This window comes from Kribbella sp. NPDC020701 (assembly GCF_055562215.1).
Window position 1 is genome coordinate 113654 of record NZ_JBVHFT010000017.1, and the last position, 23856, is coordinate 137509.

General features: G+C 68.5%; 21 protein-coding genes. 11 read left to right on the top strand and 10 right to left on the bottom strand.

Annotated elements, in window-relative coordinates:
- Positions 1–90 precede the first annotated feature (90 nt).
- The 3 genes from ACZ3HV_RS34150 to ACZ3HV_RS34160 form a co-directional block, all read right to left on the bottom strand.
- On the bottom strand, positions 91–951 hold the full coding sequence (locus ACZ3HV_RS34150) for a phosphotransferase (RefSeq protein WP_465690493.1): 861 nt from the start codon (positions 949–951) through the stop codon (positions 91–93).
- Positions 952–976: 25 nt separating this feature from the next.
- On the bottom strand, positions 977–1426 hold the full coding sequence (locus tag ACZ3HV_RS34155) for a hypothetical protein (protein ID WP_465690494.1): 450 nt from the start codon (positions 1424–1426) through the stop codon (positions 977–979).
- A 964-nt stretch (positions 1427–2390) separates the two neighbouring features.
- A complete protein-coding gene (locus ACZ3HV_RS34160) occupies positions 2391–3707 on the bottom strand; it encodes an acyl-CoA dehydrogenase family protein (protein ID WP_465690496.1) in 1317 nt (438 codons plus the stop codon).
- A 102-nt stretch (positions 3708–3809) separates the two neighbouring features.
- On the opposite strand from ACZ3HV_RS34160, the gene ACZ3HV_RS34165 reads away from it, so the two are divergent.
- From ACZ3HV_RS34165 to ACZ3HV_RS34185, 5 genes are read left to right on the top strand one after another with little or no spacing between them, the layout of a single operon-like run.
- Positions 3810–4544 carry a TetR/AcrR family transcriptional regulator gene (locus ACZ3HV_RS34165; protein ID WP_465690498.1) on the top strand — a complete coding sequence of 245 codons (735 nt, stop codon included), beginning with the start codon at positions 3810–3812 and terminating at the stop codon, positions 4542–4544.
- The gene (locus tag ACZ3HV_RS34170; RefSeq protein ID WP_465690500.1) at positions 4541–5818 is read left to right on the top strand and encodes an acetyl-CoA C-acetyltransferase; all 1278 of its coding nucleotides are present in this window, start codon (positions 4541–4543) and stop codon (positions 5816–5818) included. The genes ACZ3HV_RS34165 and ACZ3HV_RS34170 overlap by 4 nt, the downstream gene beginning before the upstream one ends.
- A gap of 9 nt (positions 5819–5827) precedes the next feature.
- Positions 5828–7174 (top strand): 3-oxoacyl-ACP reductase, encoded by a 1347-nt coding sequence (locus tag ACZ3HV_RS34175; RefSeq protein ID WP_465690502.1) that lies wholly within the window; start codon positions 5828–5830, stop codon positions 7172–7174.
- A 1-nt stretch (position 7175) separates the two neighbouring features.
- Positions 7176–8033, top strand: a complete 858-nt coding sequence (locus ACZ3HV_RS34180) for a MaoC/PaaZ C-terminal domain-containing protein (protein ID WP_465690504.1) — start codon at positions 7176–7178, stop codon at positions 8031–8033.
- A gap of 56 nt (positions 8034–8089) precedes the next feature.
- Complete coding sequence (locus tag ACZ3HV_RS34185) at positions 8090–8374, top strand: GlsB/YeaQ/YmgE family stress response membrane protein (RefSeq protein WP_465690506.1); 285 nt, start codon at positions 8090–8092, stop codon at positions 8372–8374.
- Here ACZ3HV_RS34185 and thrS read toward each other — a convergent pair.
- The 3 genes from thrS to ACZ3HV_RS34200 all read right to left on the bottom strand — a co-directional run bounded on the left by thrS (position 8316) and on the right by ACZ3HV_RS34200 (position 11587).
- Positions 8316–9593 carry a threonine--tRNA ligase gene (gene thrS, locus ACZ3HV_RS34190; protein WP_465690508.1) on the bottom strand — a complete coding sequence of 426 codons (1278 nt, stop codon included), beginning with the start codon at positions 9591–9593 and terminating at the stop codon, positions 8316–8318. The genes ACZ3HV_RS34185 and thrS overlap by 59 nt on opposite strands.
- Positions 9594–9770: 177 nt before the next feature.
- The gene (locus tag ACZ3HV_RS34195) at positions 9771–10616 is read right to left on the bottom strand and encodes an acyl-CoA thioesterase (protein ID WP_465690510.1); all 846 of its coding nucleotides are present in this window, start codon (positions 10614–10616) and stop codon (positions 9771–9773) included.
- Positions 10617–10672: 56 nt separating this feature from the next.
- A complete protein-coding gene (locus ACZ3HV_RS34200) occupies positions 10673–11587 on the bottom strand; it encodes a proteasome assembly chaperone family protein (RefSeq protein ID WP_465690512.1) in 915 nt (304 codons plus the stop codon).
- 173 nt (positions 11588–11760) lie between these two features.
- Between ACZ3HV_RS34200 and ACZ3HV_RS34205 the strand changes: the two genes are divergently transcribed.
- From ACZ3HV_RS34205 to ACZ3HV_RS34215, 3 genes are all read left to right on the top strand, one after another.
- A complete protein-coding gene (locus tag ACZ3HV_RS34205) occupies positions 11761–12777 on the top strand; it encodes a hydroxyacid dehydrogenase (protein WP_465690514.1) in 1017 nt (338 codons plus the stop codon).
- A 118-nt stretch (positions 12778–12895) separates the two neighbouring features.
- Positions 12896–14803, top strand: coding sequence for a DUF2264 domain-containing protein (locus ACZ3HV_RS34210; RefSeq protein WP_465690516.1), 1908 nt, complete (start codon positions 12896–12898; stop codon positions 14801–14803).
- Positions 14804–14851: 48 nt separating this feature from the next.
- Positions 14852–15379 (top strand): ferritin, encoded by a 528-nt coding sequence (locus ACZ3HV_RS34215; protein WP_465690517.1) that lies wholly within the window; start codon positions 14852–14854, stop codon positions 15377–15379.
- 20 nt (positions 15380–15399) lie between these two features.
- Here the strand turns inward: ACZ3HV_RS34215 and ACZ3HV_RS34220 are convergent, their stop codons facing one another.
- A complete protein-coding gene (locus ACZ3HV_RS34220) occupies positions 15400–17280 on the bottom strand; it encodes a DUF2207 domain-containing protein (RefSeq protein ID WP_465690518.1) in 1881 nt (626 codons plus the stop codon).
- 120 nt (positions 17281–17400) lie between these two features.
- On the opposite strand from ACZ3HV_RS34220, the gene ACZ3HV_RS34225 reads away from it, so the two are divergent.
- Positions 17401–19536, top strand: a complete 2136-nt coding sequence (locus ACZ3HV_RS34225; RefSeq protein WP_465690519.1) for an elongation factor G-like protein EF-G2 — start codon at positions 17401–17403, stop codon at positions 19534–19536.
- 15 nt (positions 19537–19551) lie between these two features.
- Here ACZ3HV_RS34225 and ACZ3HV_RS34230 read toward each other — a convergent pair whose 3' ends face one another.
- Genes ACZ3HV_RS34230 through ACZ3HV_RS34240 form a run of 3 tightly spaced genes read right to left on the bottom strand, consistent with a single transcriptional unit; the run spans position 19552 to position 22132 of the window.
- Positions 19552–20814 (bottom strand): AAA family ATPase, encoded by a 1263-nt coding sequence (locus ACZ3HV_RS34230; protein ID WP_465690520.1) that lies wholly within the window; start codon positions 20812–20814, stop codon positions 19552–19554.
- A complete protein-coding gene (locus ACZ3HV_RS34235) occupies positions 20811–21686 on the bottom strand; it encodes a tetratricopeptide repeat protein (protein ID WP_465690522.1) in 876 nt (291 codons plus the stop codon). The genes ACZ3HV_RS34230 and ACZ3HV_RS34235 overlap by 4 nt, the downstream gene beginning before the upstream one ends.
- Complete coding sequence (locus ACZ3HV_RS34240; protein ID WP_465690524.1) at positions 21683–22132, bottom strand: hypothetical protein; 450 nt, start codon at positions 22130–22132, stop codon at positions 21683–21685. Before ACZ3HV_RS34240 ends, ACZ3HV_RS34235 begins: the two co-directional genes overlap by 4 nt.
- A gap of 65 nt (positions 22133–22197) precedes the next feature.
- Between ACZ3HV_RS34240 and ACZ3HV_RS34245 the strand changes: the two genes are divergently transcribed.
- Positions 22198–22602, top strand: a complete 405-nt coding sequence (locus tag ACZ3HV_RS34245) for an HIT family protein (protein ID WP_465690526.1) — start codon at positions 22198–22200, stop codon at positions 22600–22602.
- Between the two features lie 60 nt (positions 22603–22662).
- Positions 22663–23853, top strand: a complete 1191-nt coding sequence (locus ACZ3HV_RS34250; RefSeq protein ID WP_465690528.1) for an MFS transporter — start codon at positions 22663–22665, stop codon at positions 23851–23853.
- Positions 23854–23856 lie beyond the last annotated feature (3 nt).

Consider the following 23856-nt stretch of genomic DNA (forward strand, 5'->3'; position numbering starts at 1 on the left):
CGAACTCATGGATGCCACAGTCCGTAAGCCCACGACAGACACCGCGGCCGAGGAACCAGCCGCGCCCCTCTTCTAAATCGGTGCGTACAACTACTTGTACCGGTGCCACAGTTCGTTGGCGCCCGATCTGAGGGTGGCCAGCCGATGGGCGTGGACCTTGGCGATGTCGGGGCGGTTGCGGAGGTCTGTAATGACGCTGGTGACGAGCACTAGTTCTCTGATGCGGCGGAGCGTCGGCCAGGACGGGTCGGTCGTCACGTCTAGGCCGTAGGTGGTGGCTAGGGCTTCGTGGTCTTGGGTAGCGCCGAAGCGGAGGGCGCTGACAGCGGCTACTACCAGGTCGTAGGCGAGAGGGCCGATGCTGGTGCCGTCGAAGTCGCAAAGGACAAAGCGACCGGTCGGCTCCTTCAGGAGGTTGCCCATGTAGGCGTCCCCGTGGAGTAGGCCCATCCGGAGGTCGGGAGTGAGGTCTCGGTAGTCGGCCTCGGTGTTGGCCCATTGTTCGGTGAGCCAGGCGTGGTCGTCAGCAGTTAGACCGTCGGCCATGGCGAGGCGGCTGCGCGCGCTGCTGAAGGGATCCCAGGGCTTGAGGTTGGGCATCGGTTCGAGTTTGTGCCAGCCGAGTAATGGTGCTGCCAGCGCCGCGCCGGTCCACGCGGGGTTGCCGCCTTCGAGCAGCTGCCAGATGGTGGCCGAGTAGTTCTCGAACAGGACGGGCTGGGTCAGATCTGGAGCGAGCCTGACGGCCGGCGCATCATGCTGCTCGAGCCAGGTGGCGATTCGTGCGACGTGGTCGGCGCGTTGGCTGGCGAGGCGCCTGCTCCGAATCTGACGACGACGCCTTGGCTGGGAAGTCGGTACACGGCGTTGTTCGTGTACTTGATGAGTTCGGCTTCGTCCGGGAGAAGGCCTGCTTCTTGGCAGATTCCCTTGAGGGCGTGCTTGAGCCACTGGTCGAGCTCTGGGGACAGGTTCGTCATGCGGTGAGGGCCTTCGGCGCGGTTATGCGGACGGATTCGAGCTGGTGGAGCAAGTCCACGGCGTCGGGACTACCGGAATGGTATGAAGCTGCGGCGCCGATCTCCGCGAGGCGGCTGAGGCCACGGCCACTGCGGAGGACTTGGGCTTCGTTGATCACATCGCGAGCTACGTCGACGCCGGCGTCCAGTTCGTTCGTACGCAGCAGGTTCGTCGACAAGATGATCCGGTCGAAGGTTCGGCTTCGGCGCGATCTGTCGGGGCCGGACTCGGTGATGGCCTGTTGCGCGAATTCGACGGCGCGCACGGCGTACTGGCGGGCTTGCGCCTCGTCCTTTGCGTAGCCCGACAGCGAGTTGTACACCAGCGCCTGATGCCCGGTGTAGTCGCCGGGCGTGAAGTACAGCGTCGTCCACGGTGACACCCGGCTCTTGTCGGCACGGCCCATCTCATGATCCGCACGAGCGAGTGCGTCGAGAACGTGATCGTGCTTGCCGAGCATCGCGTAGGCGAGCGCTTCGTTGGCGTGCAGTCGTGCGACCTCGGCTGGATCCCCGCGTCCTGCGCCGCGAGCTGGCCAAGCTGGAGCATCTTCAGTGCCTCGACTGGTTGGGCTTCTTGCATGCTGACCCGACCGAGCCGGTACAGGATCGAAGCTGCGAGCGAGGGTTCGTCGGCATCTTTGGCAAGGACGAGAGCGTTCATCAGGAAGCGCCGAGCCGCGGCTTGATCGCCGATGTCGTGGAACGACCAACCGAGCATGCTGCTGAAATCCGCCAGCGACACCTTGAGGTCCCGGTGGGTGCGTTGGTCCGCGGTCGAGTGGATCATCCGCCGTGCGTAGCCATAGAAACCGCGCGCCGCGTCAACCGCTGCTCCCCCGCCGTAACGCTGATCGAGCTTCCGGAACTCCAGGGTCATCGACCCTACTTGTTCGACGTCAGATTCGGTGATCACAGGCGGTACTGCGGCCACACTGTTCGGCAACTCGGGTAGCCATTTCCGTGCCTGGTCATTGACTGAACCGAACGCGACGCTCTCAACCGCGCCGGCGAAGTTCCTGCGATCGTCGCTGGTCAGTTCACTCGACTTGTCGCTGTCCCCTTGGCCGGATGAGCTGTATGCGAGCCCCATTCGGCCGCGCGGAATGTCGAATGCGTCGGCGATACGTTCAAGAACGTCGTACGCCTTGACCTGGCGGCCGTTGAGAATCTCCGAGACCTCGCCCTGGGATTGAAAGGTGCGGGCTCCGATTTGTGTCTGACTCCAAACCGCGGGCGGCAGCCCGCAGGTCGCCGGCGCAGCCGGCACGGCTGCACCGGCGACAAGCCGGGGGGGTGGGTGGGGAGCACGCGTAGCAGGCGCGGGAGGAGCGGAGCGACGGAGCGCGTGCGTTGCGCGCGTGGGCTGTACTACCTGATCCGCATCCCAGAGATGGCTCGGGCGATGACGAGCCGCTGGATTTCGGACGTGCCTTCGAAGATGGTGTAGATCTTGGCGTCTCGGTGCATGCGTTCGACCGGGTACTCGCGGGTGTAGCCGTTACCGCCGAGGATTTGGATGGCGTCCTCGGTGACGCGGACGGCTACCTCGCCGGCTTTGAGTTTGGCCATGGAGCCTTCGCCGTGGCGGTAGTCGGGGGTTTCGCCGCGCATCAGGGCGGCGGACATGTTGGCGGCTCGCCAGACCAGGAGACGGGCGGCGTCGATTTCCATGGCCATGTCGGCGAGTTTGAAGGCGATGCCCTGGTTGTCGATGATCGGGCGGCCGAACTGTTCGCGGGTCTTGGCGTAGTCGAGGGCGACCTCGTAGGCGGCGCGGGCGATGCCGATGGCCTGGGCGCCGACGATGTGGCGGGTGATCTCGAAGGTGGCCATCGAGGCGTTGCGGCCCTGGCGACCGTCAGCCGAGCGGGCGCGAGCGAGGCGCTCGTCGAGCTTCTCCTTTCCGCCCAGGACATTGGAAGCCGGGATGCGGACGTTGTCGAAGAAGACGTCGGCGGTGTGGGACGCGCGCAGGCCGTGCTTGCGCAGTTTGGTGCCCTGCTCCAGCCCGCGCACTTCAGACTTGGGTACGACGAACGCCGCCTGCCCCTTGGTCCCGAGAGCCGGATCGACCGTCGCGACCACCACGTGGATGTCGGCGATCCCGCCGTTCGTCGCCCACGCCTTCTGCCCGTTGATGACCCACTCGTCAGACCGCGGGTCGTACGTCGCGCGCGTACGGATCGCGGACACATCAGACCCCGCCCCCGGCTCCGACGAGCAGAATGCGGCAACCTTCACGTCGTCCGGCGTCCCGTAGCACCGTCCCATCCACTGGCTCCACTGTTCAGGCGTGCCGTTGGAGAAGATCGCGGACGACGCTAGACCGGTTCCCTTCAGGGACATCGCGATGCCGGCGTCACCCCAGAACAACTCCTCGTGGACCAGCGGCATCAGCAGGCCGGAGGGGTCGACGAAGAGGTTCACGTTCGCGTCGAGCCCGTACAGACCGATCTTCGCGGCCTCCTGGATCACCGGCCACGGAGTCTCCTCGCGCTCGTCCCACTCGGCCGCGGCGGGACGGATCACCTCGGCGGCGAAGGTGTGGGCCCAGTCGCGGATCTCCTTCTGCTCGTCGTTCAGCGCGAGCGAGAAGGTGTTCCAGCCTGCCTTCGACCGCTCGGCGCCGAGCTCACCGGCGAGGGTCATCACGTCGGCCGAGACTGCGGCCTTGGGATCGGACATATCTTTCAGCCTCCGAGGCGAAGAAGACACGACAGCGCAATGTTACCGACGAGTGTAACCGTCGTTTGCACCAAGGGGTACCGCTATGGCTAAGATCGATCCATGAGCTCCGCGCTGCTCGCGATCGGACGCCGCCGGACCACGGCGGAGCGTCGTCGCGACCGGGAGCGGGACATCATCCGCGCAACCCGTGAACTGTTCGACGAGCGGGGCACGATCGACGCACAGATCGACGATATCGCCAAGCGCGTGGGGATCAACAAGGCCCTGATCTACCGGCACTTCGCCGGCAAGGAGGAGCTGTTCGCGCTCACCCTGGTCGACTATCTGGGCGAGCTCGATGAAAGGCTCGACGAAGTCGACAACCCGCGCCGGGCGCCGCTGAACCGTCTCAAGGCCCTGTCCGAGGTCTTCGTCGACTTCTGCCTGGAGTATCCGGCCTTCGCCGACTGCGCGATGAGCCTGCTCCGACGGACCGGCGACGAACTGTTCGGCGAGATCACCGAGCCGGTCATGACCAAACTCGGTACGGCGATGGCCGCGGCGCTGGCGCGGATCGCCGGCATCCTCGAAGCAGGTCAGCGCTCCGGGGTGTTCGACGGGGTCGACACGGCGTACCTGGCCAATCACCTCTACATGCAGACCCTCGGGTCGTTGCACATGGCAAGGGTCGGGTTGATCGTGTCGAGCGGGCAGCCGGGGCATCCGGTGGTGCATCATGCCGATGTCGCCACCGTCCGGGCGACCGCGATCACCGCCACCCTCGCGACCGCAGTAGGTCGAAAAGCCCTTCCCAGAAGCACCACCCGCTCCAGCAGAGCAGGAGAGAAACCGTGACCGAACCGCGCAAGGTGGCCGTTGTCGCCGGGAACAGGATTCCGTTCGCCCGGCAGGACAAGACCTACCGGCACGCCTCCAACTCCGACATGCTCACCGCCGCGCTCAACGGCCTGGTCGACCGGACCGGCCTGGGCGGTCAGGAGCTCGGCGAAGTGGTCGCCGGTGCCGTCCTCAAGCACGCCCGCGACTGGAACATGGTCCGCGAGGTGGTTCTCGGCTCCAAGCTCGCCCCGACAACCCCGGCGTACGACATCCAGCAGGCCTGCGGCACCGGGCTCGAGGCCGCGATCCTGGTCGCCAACAAGATCGCCCTCGGCCAGATCGACGCCGGTATCGCGGGTGGCGTGGACACCGCGTCCGACGCGCCGATCGCGGTCAACGACAAGCTCCGCAACATCCTGCTCGACCTCAACCGGGCCAAGACCTTCCAGGATCGACTCAAGGTGCTCGCGCGCGTCCGCCCGAAGGACGTCGTACCCGAGATCCCCCGCAACGCCGAGCCGCGGACCAGGAAGTCCATGGGCGACCACGCGGCCCTGACCGCGCTCGAGTGGGGCATCACCCGGGAGGCGCAGGACGAGCTGGCGTACCGCTCCCACGTCAACCTCGCCAAGTCGTACGATCGCGGCTTCCAGACCGATCTGATCACGCCGTACCTGGGCCTCGAGAAGGACCAGAACCTCCGCGCCGACACGAGTCTGGAGAAGCTGGCCAAGCTCAAGACGGTGTACGGCAAGGGCGAGACCGCGACGATGACGGCCGGCAACTCGACCCCGCTGACTGACGGTGCGTCGACCGTGCTGCTGGCGACCGAGGAATGGGCACAAAAGCACAGCCTCAGGCCGCTCGCCTACCTGACCCACTCGCAGACCGCGGCGGTCGACTACGTGAAGGGCGCCGAGGGGCTGCTGATGGCCCCCGCGTACGCCGTACCGCGCATGCTGGCCAGAGCCGGGCTGACCCTCCAGGACTTCGACTACTACGAGATCCACGAGGCGTTCGCGTCCCAGGTGCTGTCCACCCTGAAGGCGTGGGAGGACCCGATCTTCTGCAAGGAACGGCTCGGCCTGGACGCGCCCCTCGGCGAGATCGACCGGGACAAGCTGAACGTGAACGGCAGCTCGCTGGCGGCGGGTCACCCGTTCGCCGCGACCGGTGGACGGATCGTCGCCGCACTGGCCAAGCAACTGGACGAGAACGGCGGTGGGCGGGGCCTGATCTCGATCTGCGCCGCGGGCGGCCAAGGTGTCGTCGCCATCCTCGAGAAGTAGGAGCAGAGAATGACGGATCGCTACCAGACCTTCACCCGGACGCCGCTCGGCCAGACCCTGGTGAAGAACCTGGGTCTGCCCGACCCGACGCCACTGCAACGCTGGACCGAGGGTTCGCCGGTGATCGACGGGCCGGTGGTGTTCGGCGCGATCTCCGAGACCGACGCCGGGAAGGCGATCCAGGCGCTGCTGCGGGACATCGGAGCCTCGTTCAGTACGGCGACCGAGGGCATCGCGTCGAGCGAGATCCGGCCGAAGGCGCTGGTCTTCGACGCGACCGGAGCCACCTCGACGGCCGACCTGACCAGCCTGCAGCGCTTCTTCTCCCCCGTCGTCCGCCAGCTCGCGGCGGCGGGCCGCGTGATCGTTGTCGGCCGTACGCCGGAGCTCGCGCAGTCCACCGGGCAGCAGATCGCGCAGCGCGCCCTCGAGGGCTTCACGCGAAGCCTCGGCAAGGAGGTGAAGCGCGGCGCCACGGTCAATCTCCTGTACGTCGCTCCCGACGCGCACGAGCAGCTGGATTCGACCCTCCGCTTCTTCCTCTCCCCCAAGTCGGCGTACGTCGACGGACAGGTCGCCCGGATCGGGACCGGCCCCCTGGTCAGCAACGACCCGGCTCGGCCGCTCGCAGGCCGGGTGGCCCTGGTGACCGGCGCGGCTCGTGGGATCGGCGCGGCGATCGCGGGCACGCTGGCCCGGGACGGCGCGACCATCATCGGCGTCGACGTACCGCAGAACGCGGACGCGCTGCGCAAGGTGATCTCGAAGATCGGGGGCAGCGAGCTCCTCCTCGACGTCACCGCCGTCGACGCCGCACAGCGGATCGCGGCGCATGCGCAGGAGCAGCACGGCGGCCTCGACATCGTCGTCCACAACGCCGGCATCACCCGGGACAAGCGGCTGGTGAACATGCGCACGGACGCGTGGGACGCCGTCCTCGACGTCAACCTGCGCGCCCCCGAGCGGATCACGAAGCATCTGCTGGAGTCCGGTGCGCTCCGGGACGGCGGCTCGATCGTCGGCGTCGCCAGCATCGCCGGGATCGCGGGCAACAACGGACAGACGAACTACGCCACCTCGAAGGCCGGCGTGATCGGCCTGGTCCAGGCGCTCGCGCCGACGCTGACCGATCGGAACATCCGGATCAACGCGGTCGCGCCCGGTTTCATCGAGACCGAGATGACCGCGAAGGTCCCGTTCGCGATCCGCGAGGTCGGCCGCCGGATCAACTCGCTGCAACAGGGCGGGCGGCCGATCGACGTGGCCGAGACGATCGCCTGGTTCGCCGATCCAGCGTCGGCGGGCGTGACCGGCAACGTGGTCCGGGTGTGCGGCCAGAGCATGCTGGGCGCCTGACATGCCGACCCGACGGTACGACGACACCCCCGGATTCGGCTCGCTCTACGCGCGGACGGTCAAAGCCACGCTGCGTCGGGCCGACTACGAGCCGGACGCCGACGGCCTCACGCTGGAGCTCCCCCGCTCCGCGATCGACCAGGACCACCTGTCGGCGTACCGGGATGTGACCGGGTTCCCGGCCGGCCCGGCGCTGCCGACGACGTACCCACATGTCCTCGCGTTCCCGCTGCACCTGGATCTGATGTCCGACCCGTCGTTCCCGTACAAGCCGATGGGGATCGTGCACCTGTCCAACACGATCACCCAGCGGCAGCCGATCCCGATCCACGCCGAGCCGGCCATCCGGGTGCACAGTACGGCGGAGCGCCCGCATCCCAAGGGCACGGTCTTCGACGTGGTCAGCGAGGTCAGTGTCGACGGCGAGGTCGTGTGGACCGACCTCACCACACTGCTGAGCCGCTCGTCCGGGACGGAGTCGGCGCACGTCGACCTGCTGAAGGACCCCGAGCTCGACCCCACCGCGTGGTGGGACCTGCGCGGCAACCTCGGCCGCCGGTACGCCGGGGCGTCCGGCGACCGGAACCCGATCCACCTGTTCAAGCTGACCGCTCAGGCGTTCGGGTTCCCGCGCCAGATCGCGCACGGTATGTGGGCCAAGGCCGCCGCGCTCGCCTCGATCGAGCGCGCCGGAAAGCTGCCCGACGCCTTCACAGTGCGCGTCGACTTCCGCAAACCGCTGCTGCTGCCGTCGCGAGTGCAGTTCGGCTTCGAGCAGTCCGGCAAGACCACCGACTTCGCCCTGTACGACGAGAAGCGCGAGCTCACCCACTTGATCGGACAGCTGCAGGAGAGCTGACCCACTCGACTCCGCCGGGAACGTGGAGGACACTCCGAACCATAGGAGGGGTGGACATGATAGGAGCAGTGCTACTCGGGTTGGTCTGCGGAGTCCTGGCCAGGATGCTCGTGCCCGGTGACGCCTTCCGGCACATGAGCGGGCCGAAGTCCTGGCTGGTGTCGATCGGACTCGGCCTGCTCGGCGCGTTGCTCGGCTACGTGATCTTCACGCTGGGCCTCGGCATCGGTGACGACGACATCTTCGACTGGGGCGGACTCCTGAGCGCCCTGATCGGGACGATCATCGTGGTACCGATCGCGACCTGGATCCTGCGCCGGCGCTCACACACGCCGACCTGAGCGCGGGTGGTCGGCAGCTGTCCCGGAGCTCGTCGAGGGCCATCCCGATCTCCGCCGGGGCGACCTGCTGACCGTCCCGTCGGCGTACGGCGATGAGCCCGGCAGCGGCCTCGCGCGCGCCGATGACCGCCTGGTACGGCGCCAGCCGGTTCTCGCGGATGCGTGCGCCGAGGTTGCCCTCGTCCGCGTGCGCGACCTCGACCCGGAGCCCCCGGTCCGACGCCCGCCGGGCGACCTCGACGGCGAGCTTCTCCTCGTCGTCGGAGATCGGGAGTACGACGAGTTGCACCGGCGCGAGCCAGGCCGGGAACGCTCCGCCGTGCACCTCGATCAGCTGAGCGACCGCTCTCTCGATGCTGCCGACGATCGCGCGATGCACCATCACCGGGCGATGTTTGTTGCCGTCAGCACCGATGTACTCGAGGCCGAACGCCTCGGGCTGGTGGAAGTCGATCTGGATGGTCGACAGACTGAACTCACGGCCGGCCGAATCCATCATCTGGATGTCGATCTTCGGTCCGTAGAACGCGGCGTCGCCCGGTGCGTCCTGGTAGTCGATGCCGGCGTTCTTCAGCACGTCGCGCAGCAGGCCGGCGGCTTGCGCCCAGCTCGCGGCGTCACCGACGTACTTGCTCGACGGGTCGTTGAAGTCGGCGTCCTCCGACGGGAGGGCGAGAACGTAGCGGGACGCGCTGATGCCCATATCGGCGTACGCCTGATTGATCAGTCGGAGAGCACTCTCGGCCTCTCCCGCGACCTGGTCGAGGCGGCAGAAGATGTGCGCGTCGTTGAGCTGCATCGCGCGGACCCGGTTCAGGCCGCCGATCGCGCCGGAGAGTTCGGCGCGGTACTGCCCGCCGAGCTCGGAGAACCGGAGCGGGAGCTCGCGGTAGCTGTGCGAGCGGGAGCGGTACATCAGCGCGTGGTGTGGGCAGATGCTCGGCCGCAGGACCAGTTGCTCACCGCCCAGATCCATCGGTGGGTACATGTCCTCGTGATACTTCGCCCAGTGGCCCGAGATCTCGTACAGCTCACGCTTGCCGAGCACGGGTGAGTAGACCTGCTGGTAGCCGGCTCTTCGTTCCACCTCGGCGATGTAGCTCTCCAAGGCGTGCCGGACGGCGGCACCGGCGGGCAGCCAGTACGGCAGACCGGCGCCGATCAGCGGGTCGGAGTCGAACAGGCCGAGTTCGCGGCCGAGCTTGCGGTGGTCGTACATGATTTCCTCCATGGTTCGGGGCGAGTAACCACGGAGCACGACAAAGCCCCGGGGCACTCGCCCCGGGGCTTTGTCAGACAGTCAGGTGTCAGCGCGCCGGGACGAACTCCGGCGTCGTCGTGACTACAGCGCGCTTCGACATGCCTCCACGGTATCAGAGGAATCGGGAGCGGAAAGCTACTTCGAGGTGTCCAGGTCGAGGCCGACGGGGCGGATCAGGCCTTCCTGGGCGACGGAGGCGATCAGGCTGCCGGATTCGGTGTAGAGGCGGCCGGTGGCGAAGCCCCGGGCTCCGGAGGCGGAGGGGGACGATTGGTCGTAAAGGAGCCACTCGTCGGCGCGGAACGGGCGGTGGAACCACAGGGCGTGGTCGAGGGAGGCCGGCTGGATGCGGCGGTCGCCGATCACGATGCCGTGTGGCAACAAGCTTGCCCCGAGCAACGTCAGGTCGCTGGCGTAGGCGAGAACGCAAGCATGCAAGGCGGGATCGTCGGGAAGCTTGCCTGCGGCCCGGATCCAGAACTGCCGGCCGGTGAGTCCGGCCAGGCGTACATCGAGGGCCGCCCACTCCTTGTCCCAGTCGGCGGCCGGCCGGCCCGAGCGCGCCTCGAGGACGGTCGCCAGCCGCGGTGCCTCCTCCGGCGGTACGACGTCGTCCGGCATCGGATCCTGGTGGTCGAGCCCGGGCTCCGGCCGCTGGAACGACGCGGACATGTAGAAGATCGGCTTCCCGTTCTGCGACGCGACCACCCGGCGGCTGCTGAACGAACCGCCGTCCCGGGTCGGCTCCGGACGGTAGACGATCGGTACGGCGGTGTCGCCGGCGCGCAGGAAGTAGCCGTGCAGCGAATGCACCACCCGCTCCGGGTCCACGGACCGGCTCGCGGCGGCCAGCGCCTGGCCCAGCACCTGACCGCCGAACACCCGTTGCATCGACGTCTGCGGCTGACGGCCGCGGAACAAATCGACGTCGATCATCTCCAGGTCGAGCAGCTCGACCAGATCCTCCAGCGACTCAGGCATGCCTCATCCTGACAGCACCCGCCCGCCACACGCGCCGTACCCTCCCGGAGGGGAGACTACTGGTCGTCTTCGCGGTTCAGGTCGGCCAGGAACTGCTCGACCTCGGCGCCTAGCTCCTCGGCGGACGGGGTGGAGTCCGCTAGGAGGCTCTTGCGGGTCAGTGAGCCCTCGGCGGCGTCGTACTGCGTCTCGAGGGCGTTGACCACCGCGGACGCGTCCTCCGACGCCTCGACCTGCTCGTCGACCAGCCGGCCGGTGACGGCGGCCTCGTCGAGCAGGGCCTTGCTAGGGAGGAGCAGGCCGGTGGCGGCGGAGATTGCGTGCACCAGGGCCAGCGCGGCACCCGGGAAGCGGTTCTCGGCCAGGTAGTGCGGGACGTGCACCGCGAAGCCCATCGCGTCCTTGCCGGCCTCACCCAGGCGCACCTGCAGCATCGTGCCGGCGCTCGCGGGCAGACGCATCTGGCCGTCCCAGATGTTCGACCGGGTGACCAGCTCGGGCCGGGTCGCGTGCGCGGTCAGGCCGAGTGGACGGGTGTGCGGGACGCCCATCGGGATCCCGTGGACACCGATCGTGAGCGTCACGTTGTACAGCTCGATCAGCTGCCGGACCGCGCCGGCGAACCGGTTCCAGTGGTTGTCCGGCTCGACACCCTCGAGCAGCAGGAACTCGACGCCCGCGTCATCGGTCAGCAGGTGCAGATTCAGCTGTGGCGGGGTGTAGTCGATGAACCGGTCCTCGGCGAACGTCACCTCGGGCCGCCGGGCCCGGTAGTCGTGCAGGAGATCCACGTCGAACCGCGCGATCAGCCGGCTGTCCAGCACCTCGAGCAGGTGATCGGCCGTCACCCGGCCCGCCTGGCCCGCGTCCATGAACCCGTCCAGCGAGTGCACCATGACCTTCGGCGTCGCCGCCGGGCCGGTCGCCACCGACTCGTCGACGATCTCGTAGAGGTCGTCCGGTCGCAGCATCGTCGTCTCCTTCATACAGTGGCCAGCAGGGCGGGTGGGCTCCTCTATCCTGCCCTTTCACCGCATAACGCCGAACGTGCGGGCCCACATTCCGGCGACCGGAATCTTTCAGCATCTTCCAAGATTCGGCCGCCGGGAAGACAGCTTCGGAAAGCGCTTGCTAGGTTGGCTTCGTGAGCGACGAACCAGATTCCGCCCTGACCGTGATGCTGGCGATGAACGACGCCAGCCGGGACCGCGTGCTGGTCCCGCGCGTCCGCGAGCGCCTGGAGGCGGTCGCGACCGTGCTGCCGGTCGGTCCCGGGACCAGCTTCCTGGCCGACCCCGCGATCCGGGCCGCGCTGCCGGAGGTCGACGTCCTGGTCACCGGCTGGGGCTGCCCGCGGATCGGGCCGGAGGTGCTCGACGCGGCGCCCAAGCTGCAGGCGATCCTGCATGCCGCCGGATCGGTCAAAGCGATCGTCGACCCGATCGCGTTCGACCGCGGGATCCAGGTGTCGTCGGCGGCCACCGCGAACGCGCTGCCGGTGGCCGAGTTCACGGTCGCCGCGATCGTGCTGGCCGGGAAGCGGGCCTTCCGGCTGGCGGCGCAGTACCGGCTGGAACGGCGGAAGGCGGACCCGCACGGGATGCCGGGCAGCTACGGTTCGACGGTCGGCCTGCTGGGGGCGTCGCGGATCGCCAAGATGGTGGCCGAGCGGCTGCAAGGGTTCGATCTGCAGGTGCTGATCAGCGACCCGTACCTGACCACGGCCGAGGCGGCCGAGCTCGGTGCGGAGCTGGTCGACAACGACACGCTGTTCCGCCGGAGCGACATCCTCAGCGTGCACGCGCCGCTGATCCCGGAGACCGTCGGCCTGGTCGACGCCCGTCTGCTCGGTCTGCTGAAGGACGGCGCGGTCCTGATCAACACGGCCCGCGGCAAGATCATCGACGCCGACGCGCTCCTCCGCGAGTGCGTCTCCGGCCGGATCGACGCCGTACTCGATGTGACCGACCCGGAGCCGCTGCCGCCGGACTCGCCGCTGCTCGACCTGCCGAACGTCTTCGTCACCCCGCACGTCGCCGGCGCCGTCGGCAACGAGATCGCCCGCCTCGGCGAACTCGCCGTCGGAGAGCTCGAACGCCTCGCTGCCGGCAAGCCACTACAGCACGCCATCAGCCAAACCGAACTCGGGAGACTCGCATGACAGTGCTTTTCGCCGGGCCTTCGGCGCAGGCGGGGTCATGGAGCCTCCGTTCCCGGTCTTCCCTCGTCGTTCCAGTCGCTTCGCTCCCTTCACTCCTCATTCCAGACCGGGAGGCCCCATGACCCGCCTCGTACTACCTCACACCGACCGCGTCCTGTCTCGTCAGACTGGGTGGAGCCGCGCGCACTGGGAGGTGCTGGCGGATCACCTGCTCGACTCGCTGGTGCCGTACTTCTCCCCCGGCGCCTCGCTGATCGCACTGCCCGGCCGGCCGAGTCGGTCGGGTACGGACTCGGACGCGTTGGAAGGCTTCGCGCGGTCCTTCATGCTGGCCGCGTTCCGCATCGCCGGCGTGCAGGGCAAGGGCTGCGAGCAACTGATCGAGCGGTACGCGCGGGGTGTCGCGAACGGAGCGAATCCCGACCACCCGGAGGCGTGGCTGCGGCTGACCCCGCGTTCACAGCAGATGGTCGAGGCAGCAGCGATCGCGGTCGCACTGCACGAGACGCGGGAGTGGATCTGGGACCGGCTCGACACCCGCGCGCAGGAACACGTCGCGGAGTGGCTGGGTGGCTTCAACGGCTCCACGACGCACGACAACAACTGGCGGCTGTTCCAGGTCGTGAGTGAGCAGTTCCTCGCGTCGGTCGGAGCGCCGTACTCACAGGACGACATCGACGGCGGGCTGGACCGCATCGAGGACTGGTACGTCGGTGACGGCTGGTACTCCGATGGCGACGGACAGAACTTTGACAACTACATCGGCTGGGCCATGCACCTCTACCCCGGACTGTGGGCGCGGATGGCGGCTGCCACGCCGGGTGCGGCGTACGAGGACCGGTTGACGCAGTACCGGGATCGGCTCCGGCTGTTCCTGGAAGACGCGGTGCACCTGGTCGGCAACGACGGCGCACCGATCTACCAGGGTCGCTCTCTGACCTATCGGATGGCCGCAGCGACGCCGTACTGGATGGGCGCGGTGCTGGACGCCACTCCCCTGTCGCCCGGTCAGACGCGGCGGATTTGCTCGGGCATTGCGAGGCACTTCGTGCAGCACGGTGTGCCGGATGAGCGTGGTCTGCTGACGCTCGGGTGGTACGACACCTTCCTGCCGACCACCCAGCAGTACTCCGGTCCAGGCTCGCCGTACTGGGCATCGAAGGGGTTCATCGGGCTGGTCCTCCCGCCGGAGCACCCGGTGTGGACGGACCCGGAGGACTCGATCCCGCTCGACGACGCGGACCAGGTACGGGCGATGCCCGCGCCAGGGTGGATCGTGCACGCGAGCCGGCACGACCAGATCGTGCAGTTGGTCAACCATGGCGCCGACCACGCGCCGCTCGCCGAGCCGGAGGGTGTGGAGCCGGAGGGCGACGCGCACTACAACCGGTTGGCGTACGCGAACCACGCCGGGCCGGAGCTGTCCGACCACGCGCCGCGCATCGACAACCTCATCTCGCTCGTCGACGCGGACGGACGGTCGAGTTCGCGCGGGCGGATCCGGCGGATCGGCGTGAGCGGGCGTACGGCGTCCTCCTGGCACAAAGCATGGCTGGGTACGGACGGACCGTGGCGGATCGAGACGGCGTCGGTCGTCCACGCGGGTTGGGAGATCCGGTGCGCCCTGGTGGAAGGACCGGCCGGCTCGATGGTGCGCAGCGGTGGCTTCGCGGTCGCCGGAGAGTCTTTGCCTGAGGCAACAGCCGGTTCGGTGTCCGCGTCGGCGCGGAACGAGGACGGGGTGCTGTCCGCGGTCGTCGGGTTGCACGGGTTCGACGAAGCCGGCGTGCATCGGGGTCTCGGGGCGAACCCGTTCGGTGTGCACTCGGCGACGCCGTACCTGACGGCTCCGCACCACGGCGAGCCGCTCGTGCTCGTGAGCGCCGTACTGCTGACGCGGGACGCGCTCCGGCCGCAAGCGCTTGCCGAGGGCATCGATGTCGCGGTGGACGGGTCGACGGTGCGGATCAGCCTGCCCGGCGGTGGCATCGAGGTGCACGAACTGGGACGGAATCTCGACGGTTAGGTCAGCGCCAAGCGTGTGAAATCCGGTCGAGGCCACTAGATTGACGCAATGAGCACGTACGAGAAACTTCTGCAAGAACAGATCCGCAACGAATTCACCGCGTCCCAGCAGTATGTCGCGGTCGCTGTCTGGTTCGACGAGCAGGACCTTCCGCAGCTCGCGTCGCACTTCTACAAGCAGTCCCTGGAAGAGCGGAACCACGCGATGATGATGGTCCAGTACCTGCTGGACAAGGACATCCGGCCGCACATCCCGTCGGTCGGCGAGGTCCGGTCGGACTTCAAGACCGCGCTGGACCCGCTGGAACTGGCGCTGGCGCAGGAGATCACGGTCACCAAGCAGGTCGAGACGCTGGCCCGGACGGCGCGGGACGAGTCGGATTACATCGGCGAGCAGTTCATGCAGTGGTTCCTGAAGGAGCAGGTCGAGGAGGTCGCCGCGATGAAGACGCTCGTCAACGTCGCGAAGCGGGCCGGTGACAACCTGTTCCACCTCGAAGACTTCCTCGCCCGCGAGGTCATCGGAGACGGCGGCAACGACCCCACAGCTCCCCCGGCAGCCGGCGGAACTGCCTGACGCTCGCGCTGCGGCGGGGCCTACCAGCTGCCGCCTCCGCCGCCGCCTCCTCCGCCGCCTGAGGAGCCGCCGCTGAAGCCGGAGGAGCTGCCGCCGCCTCCGCCGCTGCTGGCCGGGGCGGGCGGCGGGTCGAAGGTGTGGGCGACCGTGGAGCTGACGGCGCCGGCGGTCCAGCCGGAGCTGTAGTAGGACGGGCCGACGTACCAGTACGGGTCGGGCGTCAGCCGCCCGGCGGCGACGAGTTGCTCGCACACCTTCTGCCAGCGGTCGGCCAGCCCGAAGGCGATCGCCCACGGGAGGTACTTCGAGAAGATGTCCTCCCCCTCCTCGAAGCGCAACTGATCCGCCTCCGCGGTGGCCAGGTACTGGCGGAAGCCGACCAGCTGATCGGTCACCGCCCGCCCGGCCGGGTTCCGCTGCCCCTTCCCGCGCTTCGCGATCCAGATGCCGATGGCAACGATCACCGCGATCACGGGGACCACGATCAGCACCGCCCGGCCGAGCCCGCCGGTCGCCGCCCCGGTGATCGTCCCGGCCAGGCCGGCGCCGAACACCCAGATCGCGATCATCCCCACGCACGCGCAGCCGGTGCCGTTCTTGAACGCGGAACCGCCACCCGCCCGCGGCATCCGCACGTACCACCCGCGCTGCTTCACCTGGTCCCGCAACGCCCGGATCATCCCGTCATGCGCCTGGCGCATCGTGTGATCGCCCACCGCTCCGCGGCGCAGCAGCACCTCCGACCCCGGCTGCAGCGACGGGAACAGCCCTGACAGCAGCATCTGCTCATGCGGCGCCGTCGCGACCGCCGCGTTCACCAGCACCGCCTTCTGGTCGTTGCCCGTGTTCTCGATCCGTACGCCGCCGCGCACCGCCATGTCGATGAGCGTCGCCGCGGTCTCCGTGGTGGTCGCCTTCGCGTCGATCAGCAGGCCGCCCTCGGCCACCGGGATCTTCGGCGGCGCGAACGCGACCGGGAGCTGGTCCTCGCGCAGTTCGTCCTTCACCGGCTGCGCCGCGACCCCGTCCGGCGGGAACGTGCCCGGCGGCATCCCGGCGTACCGCTGGTCCTTGTTCCCGTTCTTCGAATAGAGCGCGGCGACGACGATCGCGGCCAGGCTGACCGCGCCCGAACCGGCCAGCGCGAGCCAGGAGACCCCGTTCCGCTCCATCCAGCTCGGCGGGTCGACCACGATCGGCGCGTCGTTGCTGACCACGCCGGCCTTGATCCCGGCGACGATCGTCAACTGCTCGCCCCGAGGAAGGTTGGTGGCGCCGAAGACACCCTTCCCGCCGGTCACCGTGGCCGAGCATTCCTGCGTCGAGCCCGCCACGCCCTGGAAGCATTGCGTCTGCTGCACACCGTCCGGCACCGTGACGTTGATCGTCACCTGGTTCATCTCGGCGGCCCAGGCCGATCCGGTCGCATCCCAGTAGAGCTCGCTGTGGTCCGCGAAGTGCCGGAGCGCGCCGCGGACGTCGTACGTGATCACGTACGTCGCGTCGTACCCGGGGATCGTCTCGTTCTCCGAGCCGATCTTGATCCGCAACTCCTCGTACCGGCCCTGGTTGGACGAGGTCGTCTCGGTGCTGAACTCGTCGGATACTCCCGGACTCGCAGACACCTTGATGTTCGAGACCTCGTACTTCTGGTCCTTCGAATCGTCGTCGGTGTACGGCTCCCGGGTTACCAGGTCCCGGTAGATCCCGTGCCGGCCGGTGCTGTCGAAGGTGTAGGCGATGGTCTCCTTCACCTGCAGCACGCCGTCGGGGGTCACGGTGTAGTCGATCGTGAACGACTTCACCACGTCGACGGTGGCGGCCGAAGCGGGAACCGCGAACCCGGCGATCGCCAGACCGGCGACGAGCGTGCTGATGACGACCCCGAGTGCCCTTCGCATGGCGGCGACACTACCGAGCGCGGGGGTCCGGGCGTGGGATGCCCGCGGCGAATCCGGAACGTGATGGCTCTTGTGCGAAGTGGCCGTTGGGGGAATGGTGGGTGGACCAGGAGGAACGTCATGGCAGACAAGACGAACACTTCCCATGGCACCGGAGCCGCGCCCGCTGTGGACAGCCCGGACGCCATCCGCAACGTGGTGCTGGTCGGCCCGTCCGGGTCCGGCAAGACCACCCTTGTCGAGGCCCTGCTGGTGGCCTCCGGCGTCCTGAACAGACCCGGCACCGTCCTGGACGGAACCACGGTGTGCGACTTCGACGACGCCGAGATCCGGCAGCAACGCTCGGTGGGCCTGTCGCTCGCCTCGCTGCCGCACGACGGCGTCAAGCTGAACCTGATCGACACCCCCGGGTACGCCGATTTCGTCGGCGAACTGCGGGCCGGGCTGCGCGCCGCCGACTGCGCGCTGTTCGTCATCTCGGCGAGCGAGGGCGTCGACGAACCGACCAAGTCGGTCTGGCAGGAGTGCGACCAGGTCGGGATGCCCCGCGCCGTCGTGATCACCAAGTTGGACCATGCCCGGGCCAACTACCAGACCGCGCTCGCCGCGGCGCAGGCCGCGTTCGGCGACAAGGTCCTGCCGCTCTACCTGCCCGCTGGTGACGGGCTGATCGGGCTGCTGTCGCAGTCGTACTTCGGCTACGTGGACGGCAAACGTTCGCCCTCGGCCCCGGATCCGTCGTACGGCGACGAGATCGAGGAACTCCGCGGCACGCTGATCGAAGGGATCATCGAGGAGTCCGAGGACGAGTCGCTGATGGACCGGTACCTCGAGGGCGAGGAGATCGACCAGAAGGTGCTGATCGAGGACCTCGAGCACGCGGTCGCGCGCGGCTCGTTCTTCCCGGTCATCCCGGTCTGCAGCGCCTCCGGCGTGGGCACGTTCGAGCTGCTGGAGGTGGCCACCAGCGGCTTCCCGTCACCGCCCGAGCACACACTGCCCGAGGTCTTCACGCCGCACGGAGTAGCACGCAAGGGCCTGACCTGCGACCCGGACGGGCCGCTGCTCGCCGAGGTGGTGAAGACGACGTCGGATCCGTACGTCGGCAGGGTCAGCCTGGTCCGGGTGTTCTCCGGCACCATCAGGCCCGACACGACGGTTCACGTGTCGGGCCATTTCACGTCGTTCTTCGGTGAGCACAACTCGCACGCCGACCACGACGAGGACGAGCGGATCGGCACGCTGTCGTTCCCGCTCGGCAAGGTGCAGCGACCGGCGCCGGCCGTGGTCGCGGGCGACCTGTGCGCGATCGGACGGCTGACCAGGGCCGAGACCGGTGACACGTTGTCCGACAAGGCCGATCCGCTGCTGCTGAAGCCATGGACCATGCCCGAGCCGTTGCTGCCGATCGCTGTCCAGGCCCATGCGAAGACCGACGAGGACAAGCTGAGTGTCGGGTTGCAGCGGCTCGCCGCCGAGGACCCGACGCTACGGATCGAGCAGAACCCGGAGACGCACCAGATCGTGCTCTGGTGCATGGGTGAGGCTCACTCGGACGTCGTACTCGATGCCTTGTCCAGCCGGTACGGCGTCACCGTCGACACCGTGGAGTTGCGCGTGCCGCTGCGGGAGACGTTCGGTGGGAAGGCGAAGGGGCACGGACGGCACGTGAAGCAGTCCGGCGGCCATGGTCAGTACGCCGTCTGCGACATCGAGGTGGAGCCGCTGCCGCAGGGAGCGGAGTTCGAGTTCGTCGACAAGGTGGTCGGTGGCGCCGTACCGCGGCAGTTCATCCCGAGTGTCGAGAAGGGCGTCCGGGCGCAGATGGAGCGGGGGGTCTCCGCCGGGTATCCGATGGTGAACATCCGCGTCACGCTGCTCGACGGGAAGGCCCACAGCGTCGACTCGTCGGACATGGCGTTCCAAATGGCCGGCGGGCTCGCGCTCCGCGAGGCCGCGGCGGCGACGAAGGTGAATCTGCTGGAGCCGGTCGACCTGGTGTCGGTGCTGATTCCGGACGACCTGGTCGGCGCGGTGATGAGTGACCTGTCCGGCCGGCGCGGGCGCCTCCTCGGGACCGACAAGGTCGGCGAAGATCGGACACTGGTGAAGGCGGAAGTGCCGCAGGTGGAGATCACCCGCTACACGATCGACCTGCGTTCGCTGTCACATGGTTCGGCGTCGTTCAGCCGGCAGTTCGCCCGCTACGAACCGATGCCGGACTCCGCGGCGACGAAGGTCAAGTCGTCCTCCTGACGAGTCCGCGCCGGCTCAGCCTTTGGTGTCTCGGCTGAGCCGGCGGCGGACGTCGCGTGACTTCAGGTACGCCGCGACGTCGTCGTACCGCTCGCTCTGGTTGGCGAACTCGATGTACGAGCGCACGCGGTGCAGCCACTCGAGTGTGGACGGCTTGACCGTGGTGAGCGCCTCGGCCAGGTGCTGCGTGCCCAACGGCGGCTCGCCACCGGACGAGAGGGCCTCGTCGATCACGCGGTCGACGCCGCGCTCGATCAGCGCGCGCAGGTCCGCACCACTGAACATCGGCGTCTGGCCGGCGAGGGCCTTGAGATCCAGCCCGTCGGCCGGCACGTCCTTCACCAGCACGGACAGGATGTCGGCGCGGGCGGCCGCGTCCGGCGGCGGGACGAAGATCACCCGGTCGAAGCGGCCCGGCCGGAGCATCGCTTCGTCCACGTCCCAGGGTGCGTTGGTTGCCGCGAGTACGAGCAGGCCCTCGTTCTCGGAGCCGATCGCGTCGAGCTCCTGGAGCAGTACGTCGACCAGCCGGCGAGCCTCGGATCCGCCGTGCTTGTGCCGCGCGAAGGCCAGCGCATCGAGCTCGTCGAGGAACAGGACGCACGGCGCGTTCGCCCGGGCGCGCTCGAAGGCGGCGTGCAGGTTCCGCTCGGAGACGCCGAGGTACGGGTCCATCACGTCCTCGATCCGGACGTTGATGAACGGCAGGCCGCACTCCCCCGCGGTCGCCCGCGCGAGCAGCGTCTTCCCGCAGCCGGGCGGGCCGTAGAGCATCACGCCGCCGCCCGACTTCCGGCCGTACTTCTCGTACAGCTCCGGGCGGCTCAGCGGCAGGATCACCATCCGGTGGATGACCCGCTTGATGTCCTCCATCCCGCCGACCTGGTCGAAGGTGGTGGTCTCCTTGGCGGTGTCCGCGGTCAGGGGGTCCAGCTCCTCCTCGGGGCCGACCTTGATCCGTACGCCGCTGCGCTCGGCGATCATGCCGTCGACAAGCTGCTGAAGCCGGCCTGTCCCCTCGACCACACCCTGCTGCCGGGCCGCCTCGAGCAGGTTGCGCAGGAGGGCGAGCCGCCCGTTCGCCGCGGCCAACTCGCCCACCGGCACGAACTGGTCATCCGGGAGACCGTGCTGATCGAGCAGGACGACGTACTGGTCGAGGGCCTCCTCCGTGGCCTCCGCGTTCACCAGCGACTCAGCCAGCACCAGCCGCAGCAGCACATCATCCGGCGTAGCCTCAACCGCCTTCCGCAACGCGGCAATCCGGTCGTTGGTCATTGGCCCCACTTTCGGCTGATCCAGCGGCGGACGAGTGGTGGGACCACCCAGGAATAGACGCAGAAGGCGAGCCAGACCATGGCGAAGACGAACGACAGCGGACCCAGACCGGCGATCCGGAGACCGTAGATGATCGCCACCGCGCCGATCCAGACGACCAGCGGGTTGAACCGCGCGAACGGGCGCAGCGGCAGCATCAGCGGATGGTTGACCAGCTTGGCCTCACGAGCAGCGGCACGCAGGTCGGCATCACCCGGCTGGGACGCGGCCGCGGACCGCAGCGAGTCGTACCCGGCGCGGGCGTCACCCGTCAGCATCGAGGCGGTGCCGTGCAACGCCCGCGCGTGCGGGTCCTCGGGATCGTGCGACAGCGCCTCCACGCTGTGCCGGCGCATGTCCCGGTCCTTGCCGAGCGCGAACGCGACCTCGGCCCGGGCCGCCGAGACCACGACGCTCTCCGGGACCTGCGACGCCGCCCGCTCGACCAGCGCGCTCGCCTTCTCCACCTGTCCGGCGGCCAGGCACACGCGGGCGTACCCGATCAGCAGATCCGGGTCGGTCGGGTCGAGACTCAGCCCCTGCAGGAACACCGACTCGGCCTCGGACAACCGGCCCTCGGCCCGCAGCGCGTAGCCCAGCACCTGCAGCAGCGGCGGGAACGGTCCGTGCCGGCCGAGCCCGTCCTGCAGTACGTCGATGGCTTCGGCGTTCCGATCCAGCTGGTGGAGCGCCGTACCGCGGAACAGATAGGCGCGGACGTCGAGCGCCGCGTCGCCGGGCAGCGCGTCGAGTTCGCCCAGCGCTCGCTCGGGACGGCCGATCTGCAGCCAGTGGCCGGCCAGTTGCAGGCGGGACTCCGCCGGTTCGGTCATGATCCGGCCACCAAGACGATCAGGACCTCAGCCATTACACCGACTCCGATCAGGACGATGTGGCCGGCGCCGAACCGGGTCGCGTGCTCGCCGCCACGCAACTGGAACGCACGCTCCATCGGGAGCTGCAGGCGCATCTGGACCAGGTAGGCCAGCGCGGCGATCACCCGGACCGGCGTCAGCCGCGCCAAAGCCTGGCCGTCGTCGCCGCCGAACAGCCAGCCGGCCACCAGGATCTCGGCGACGAGTCCGGCCAACCCGATGACCACGATCAGCAGTCGCCGGGCCGGACTGACTCCGAGGCGGCGGCTGTTCACGAACGAGAGCCACGTGACGGGCAGGATCCCGCCGAGCACTGCGACGTACCCCAGGTACAGCAGCCGCCACGGGCGGGCCGTGGATCGGGCCGCGGCCGCGATGGTCGGCCGCAGGAGTTCGTCCGACATCGGGCTCCTCGAGGTGGGCCCAAGGATGGGCAGGGTTCGGCTCGCGCAGTGTATAGCCTGGGCCGATGAGCGAGAACTGTCTCTTCTGCGGGATCGTGGCCGGCACCATTCCGTCGACGCGGGTGGCCGAGGCCGACCGGGCGATCGCCTTCATGGACATCAACCCGGCGACCGCCGGGCATCTGCTGGTGCTCCCGCGGGCCCACTCCACCGACCTCCGCGAGGCCGATGCCGAGGACCTCATCGCCGCGACTCTGCTCGCGCAGTCGCTGGTCGGCCGGGTGATCGAGCGCCTGGACGCCGACGGCGCCAACCTCCTGAGCTGCATCGGCGAGGCTGCCTGGCAGTCCGTCTTCCACACCCACCTGCACGTCATCCCCCGCTACCAGGACGACCCGCTGCAGCTTCCCTGGCACCCGGCGCCCGGCGACTTCGACGCGATCAACGCCACCGCCGCGAAGCTGGTGTAACGCTTCTCCACCCTCATGACACTGCAGGGCTGACCGGATCCACTCAGCCCTGGAGTTGTCATGTTGCAGACTCGTCCGCACGTGGGTGCACGGCTCGTGCCCTTGTGGGTTGCCGGCTTCCTGCAGGGCGTCGGGTTCTGGGTGCCGGTCGAGAAGTTGTTCCTGGTAGGGATCGGCTTCGACGCGGCGACGATCGGCCTGATGGCCGCGGCGTACGCGGCGCTGGTGCCGGTGGCGGAGGTTGTCTCCGGGGTGCTGGCGGATCGGTGGTCGCGGCGGGGCGTACTGATGGTGGCCGGAGTGGCGCTGCTGGTGAGCGTGTTCATCGGCGCGATCAGCCAGAACGTGGTGACGTACATCGTCGCGGCGCTGATCCTCGGGATCTACTTCGCGATGTACTCCGGAACCGTCGAGGCGATCGTGTACGACGTGGTGCTCGAGGAGACCGGGGACAGTGCGGAGTACGAGCGGCGGATCGGCTGGGTGCGGTTCGTCGAGAGTGTCGCGCTGGTCGGAAGCGCCTTGGCCGGTGGATGGATCGCGGCTGCGCTTTCGCCACGGGCGACGTACTTCTTGACGCTGCCGTTCGGGTTGCTCTACCTCGTCGCGCTGAGCCGGTTCCGCGAGCCCAGGCTGCACCAGGTCAGCGAGCGGACCTCACTGCGGGACCACCTGGTCGTCACCTACCGCGCGATCACCCATCGCGGCCGGCTCGTCCCGATCGCGGCGGCCACCGTCATGGGAGCGATGCTCCTGCAAGCGATGTTCGAGTTCGGTCCCCTGTGGCTGATCACCCTGAAGACACAGGCCTCGTACTACGGACCGTTCTGGGCGCTCCTGGTCGGGACGCTCGGCATCGGCGGCCTGCTGGCGAGCCGGCTCCACCTCGACCGATTGCTCTCGGTGGCACTCGTCGTACTGATCATGATCGCGGCCTGTCTGACCATGACGACGAGTCGCAGCCTGGCCGCGCTCACCGCTGCCATGGTCGCGCTGACCTTCCTGCTGGTGGTCATCGGCATCCACCTCAGCCACCTGCTGCACGACGCCGTACCGTCGACGATCCGGACCGGCGTGGCCTCCGGGATCAGTGCGGTCTCGTGGTTGCTGTTCACCCCGTTCGCGCTCGTCTTCGGTGCCTTGAGCAAGCAGGCCGGCGTCTACGTGTCCGGCTGGATGATCACCGGCGCGGTCGCCCTGGCCGGTGCCGCACTCGTCTGGGTTCAGCGGCATGCGGTCCCGCTACGCTGAGCC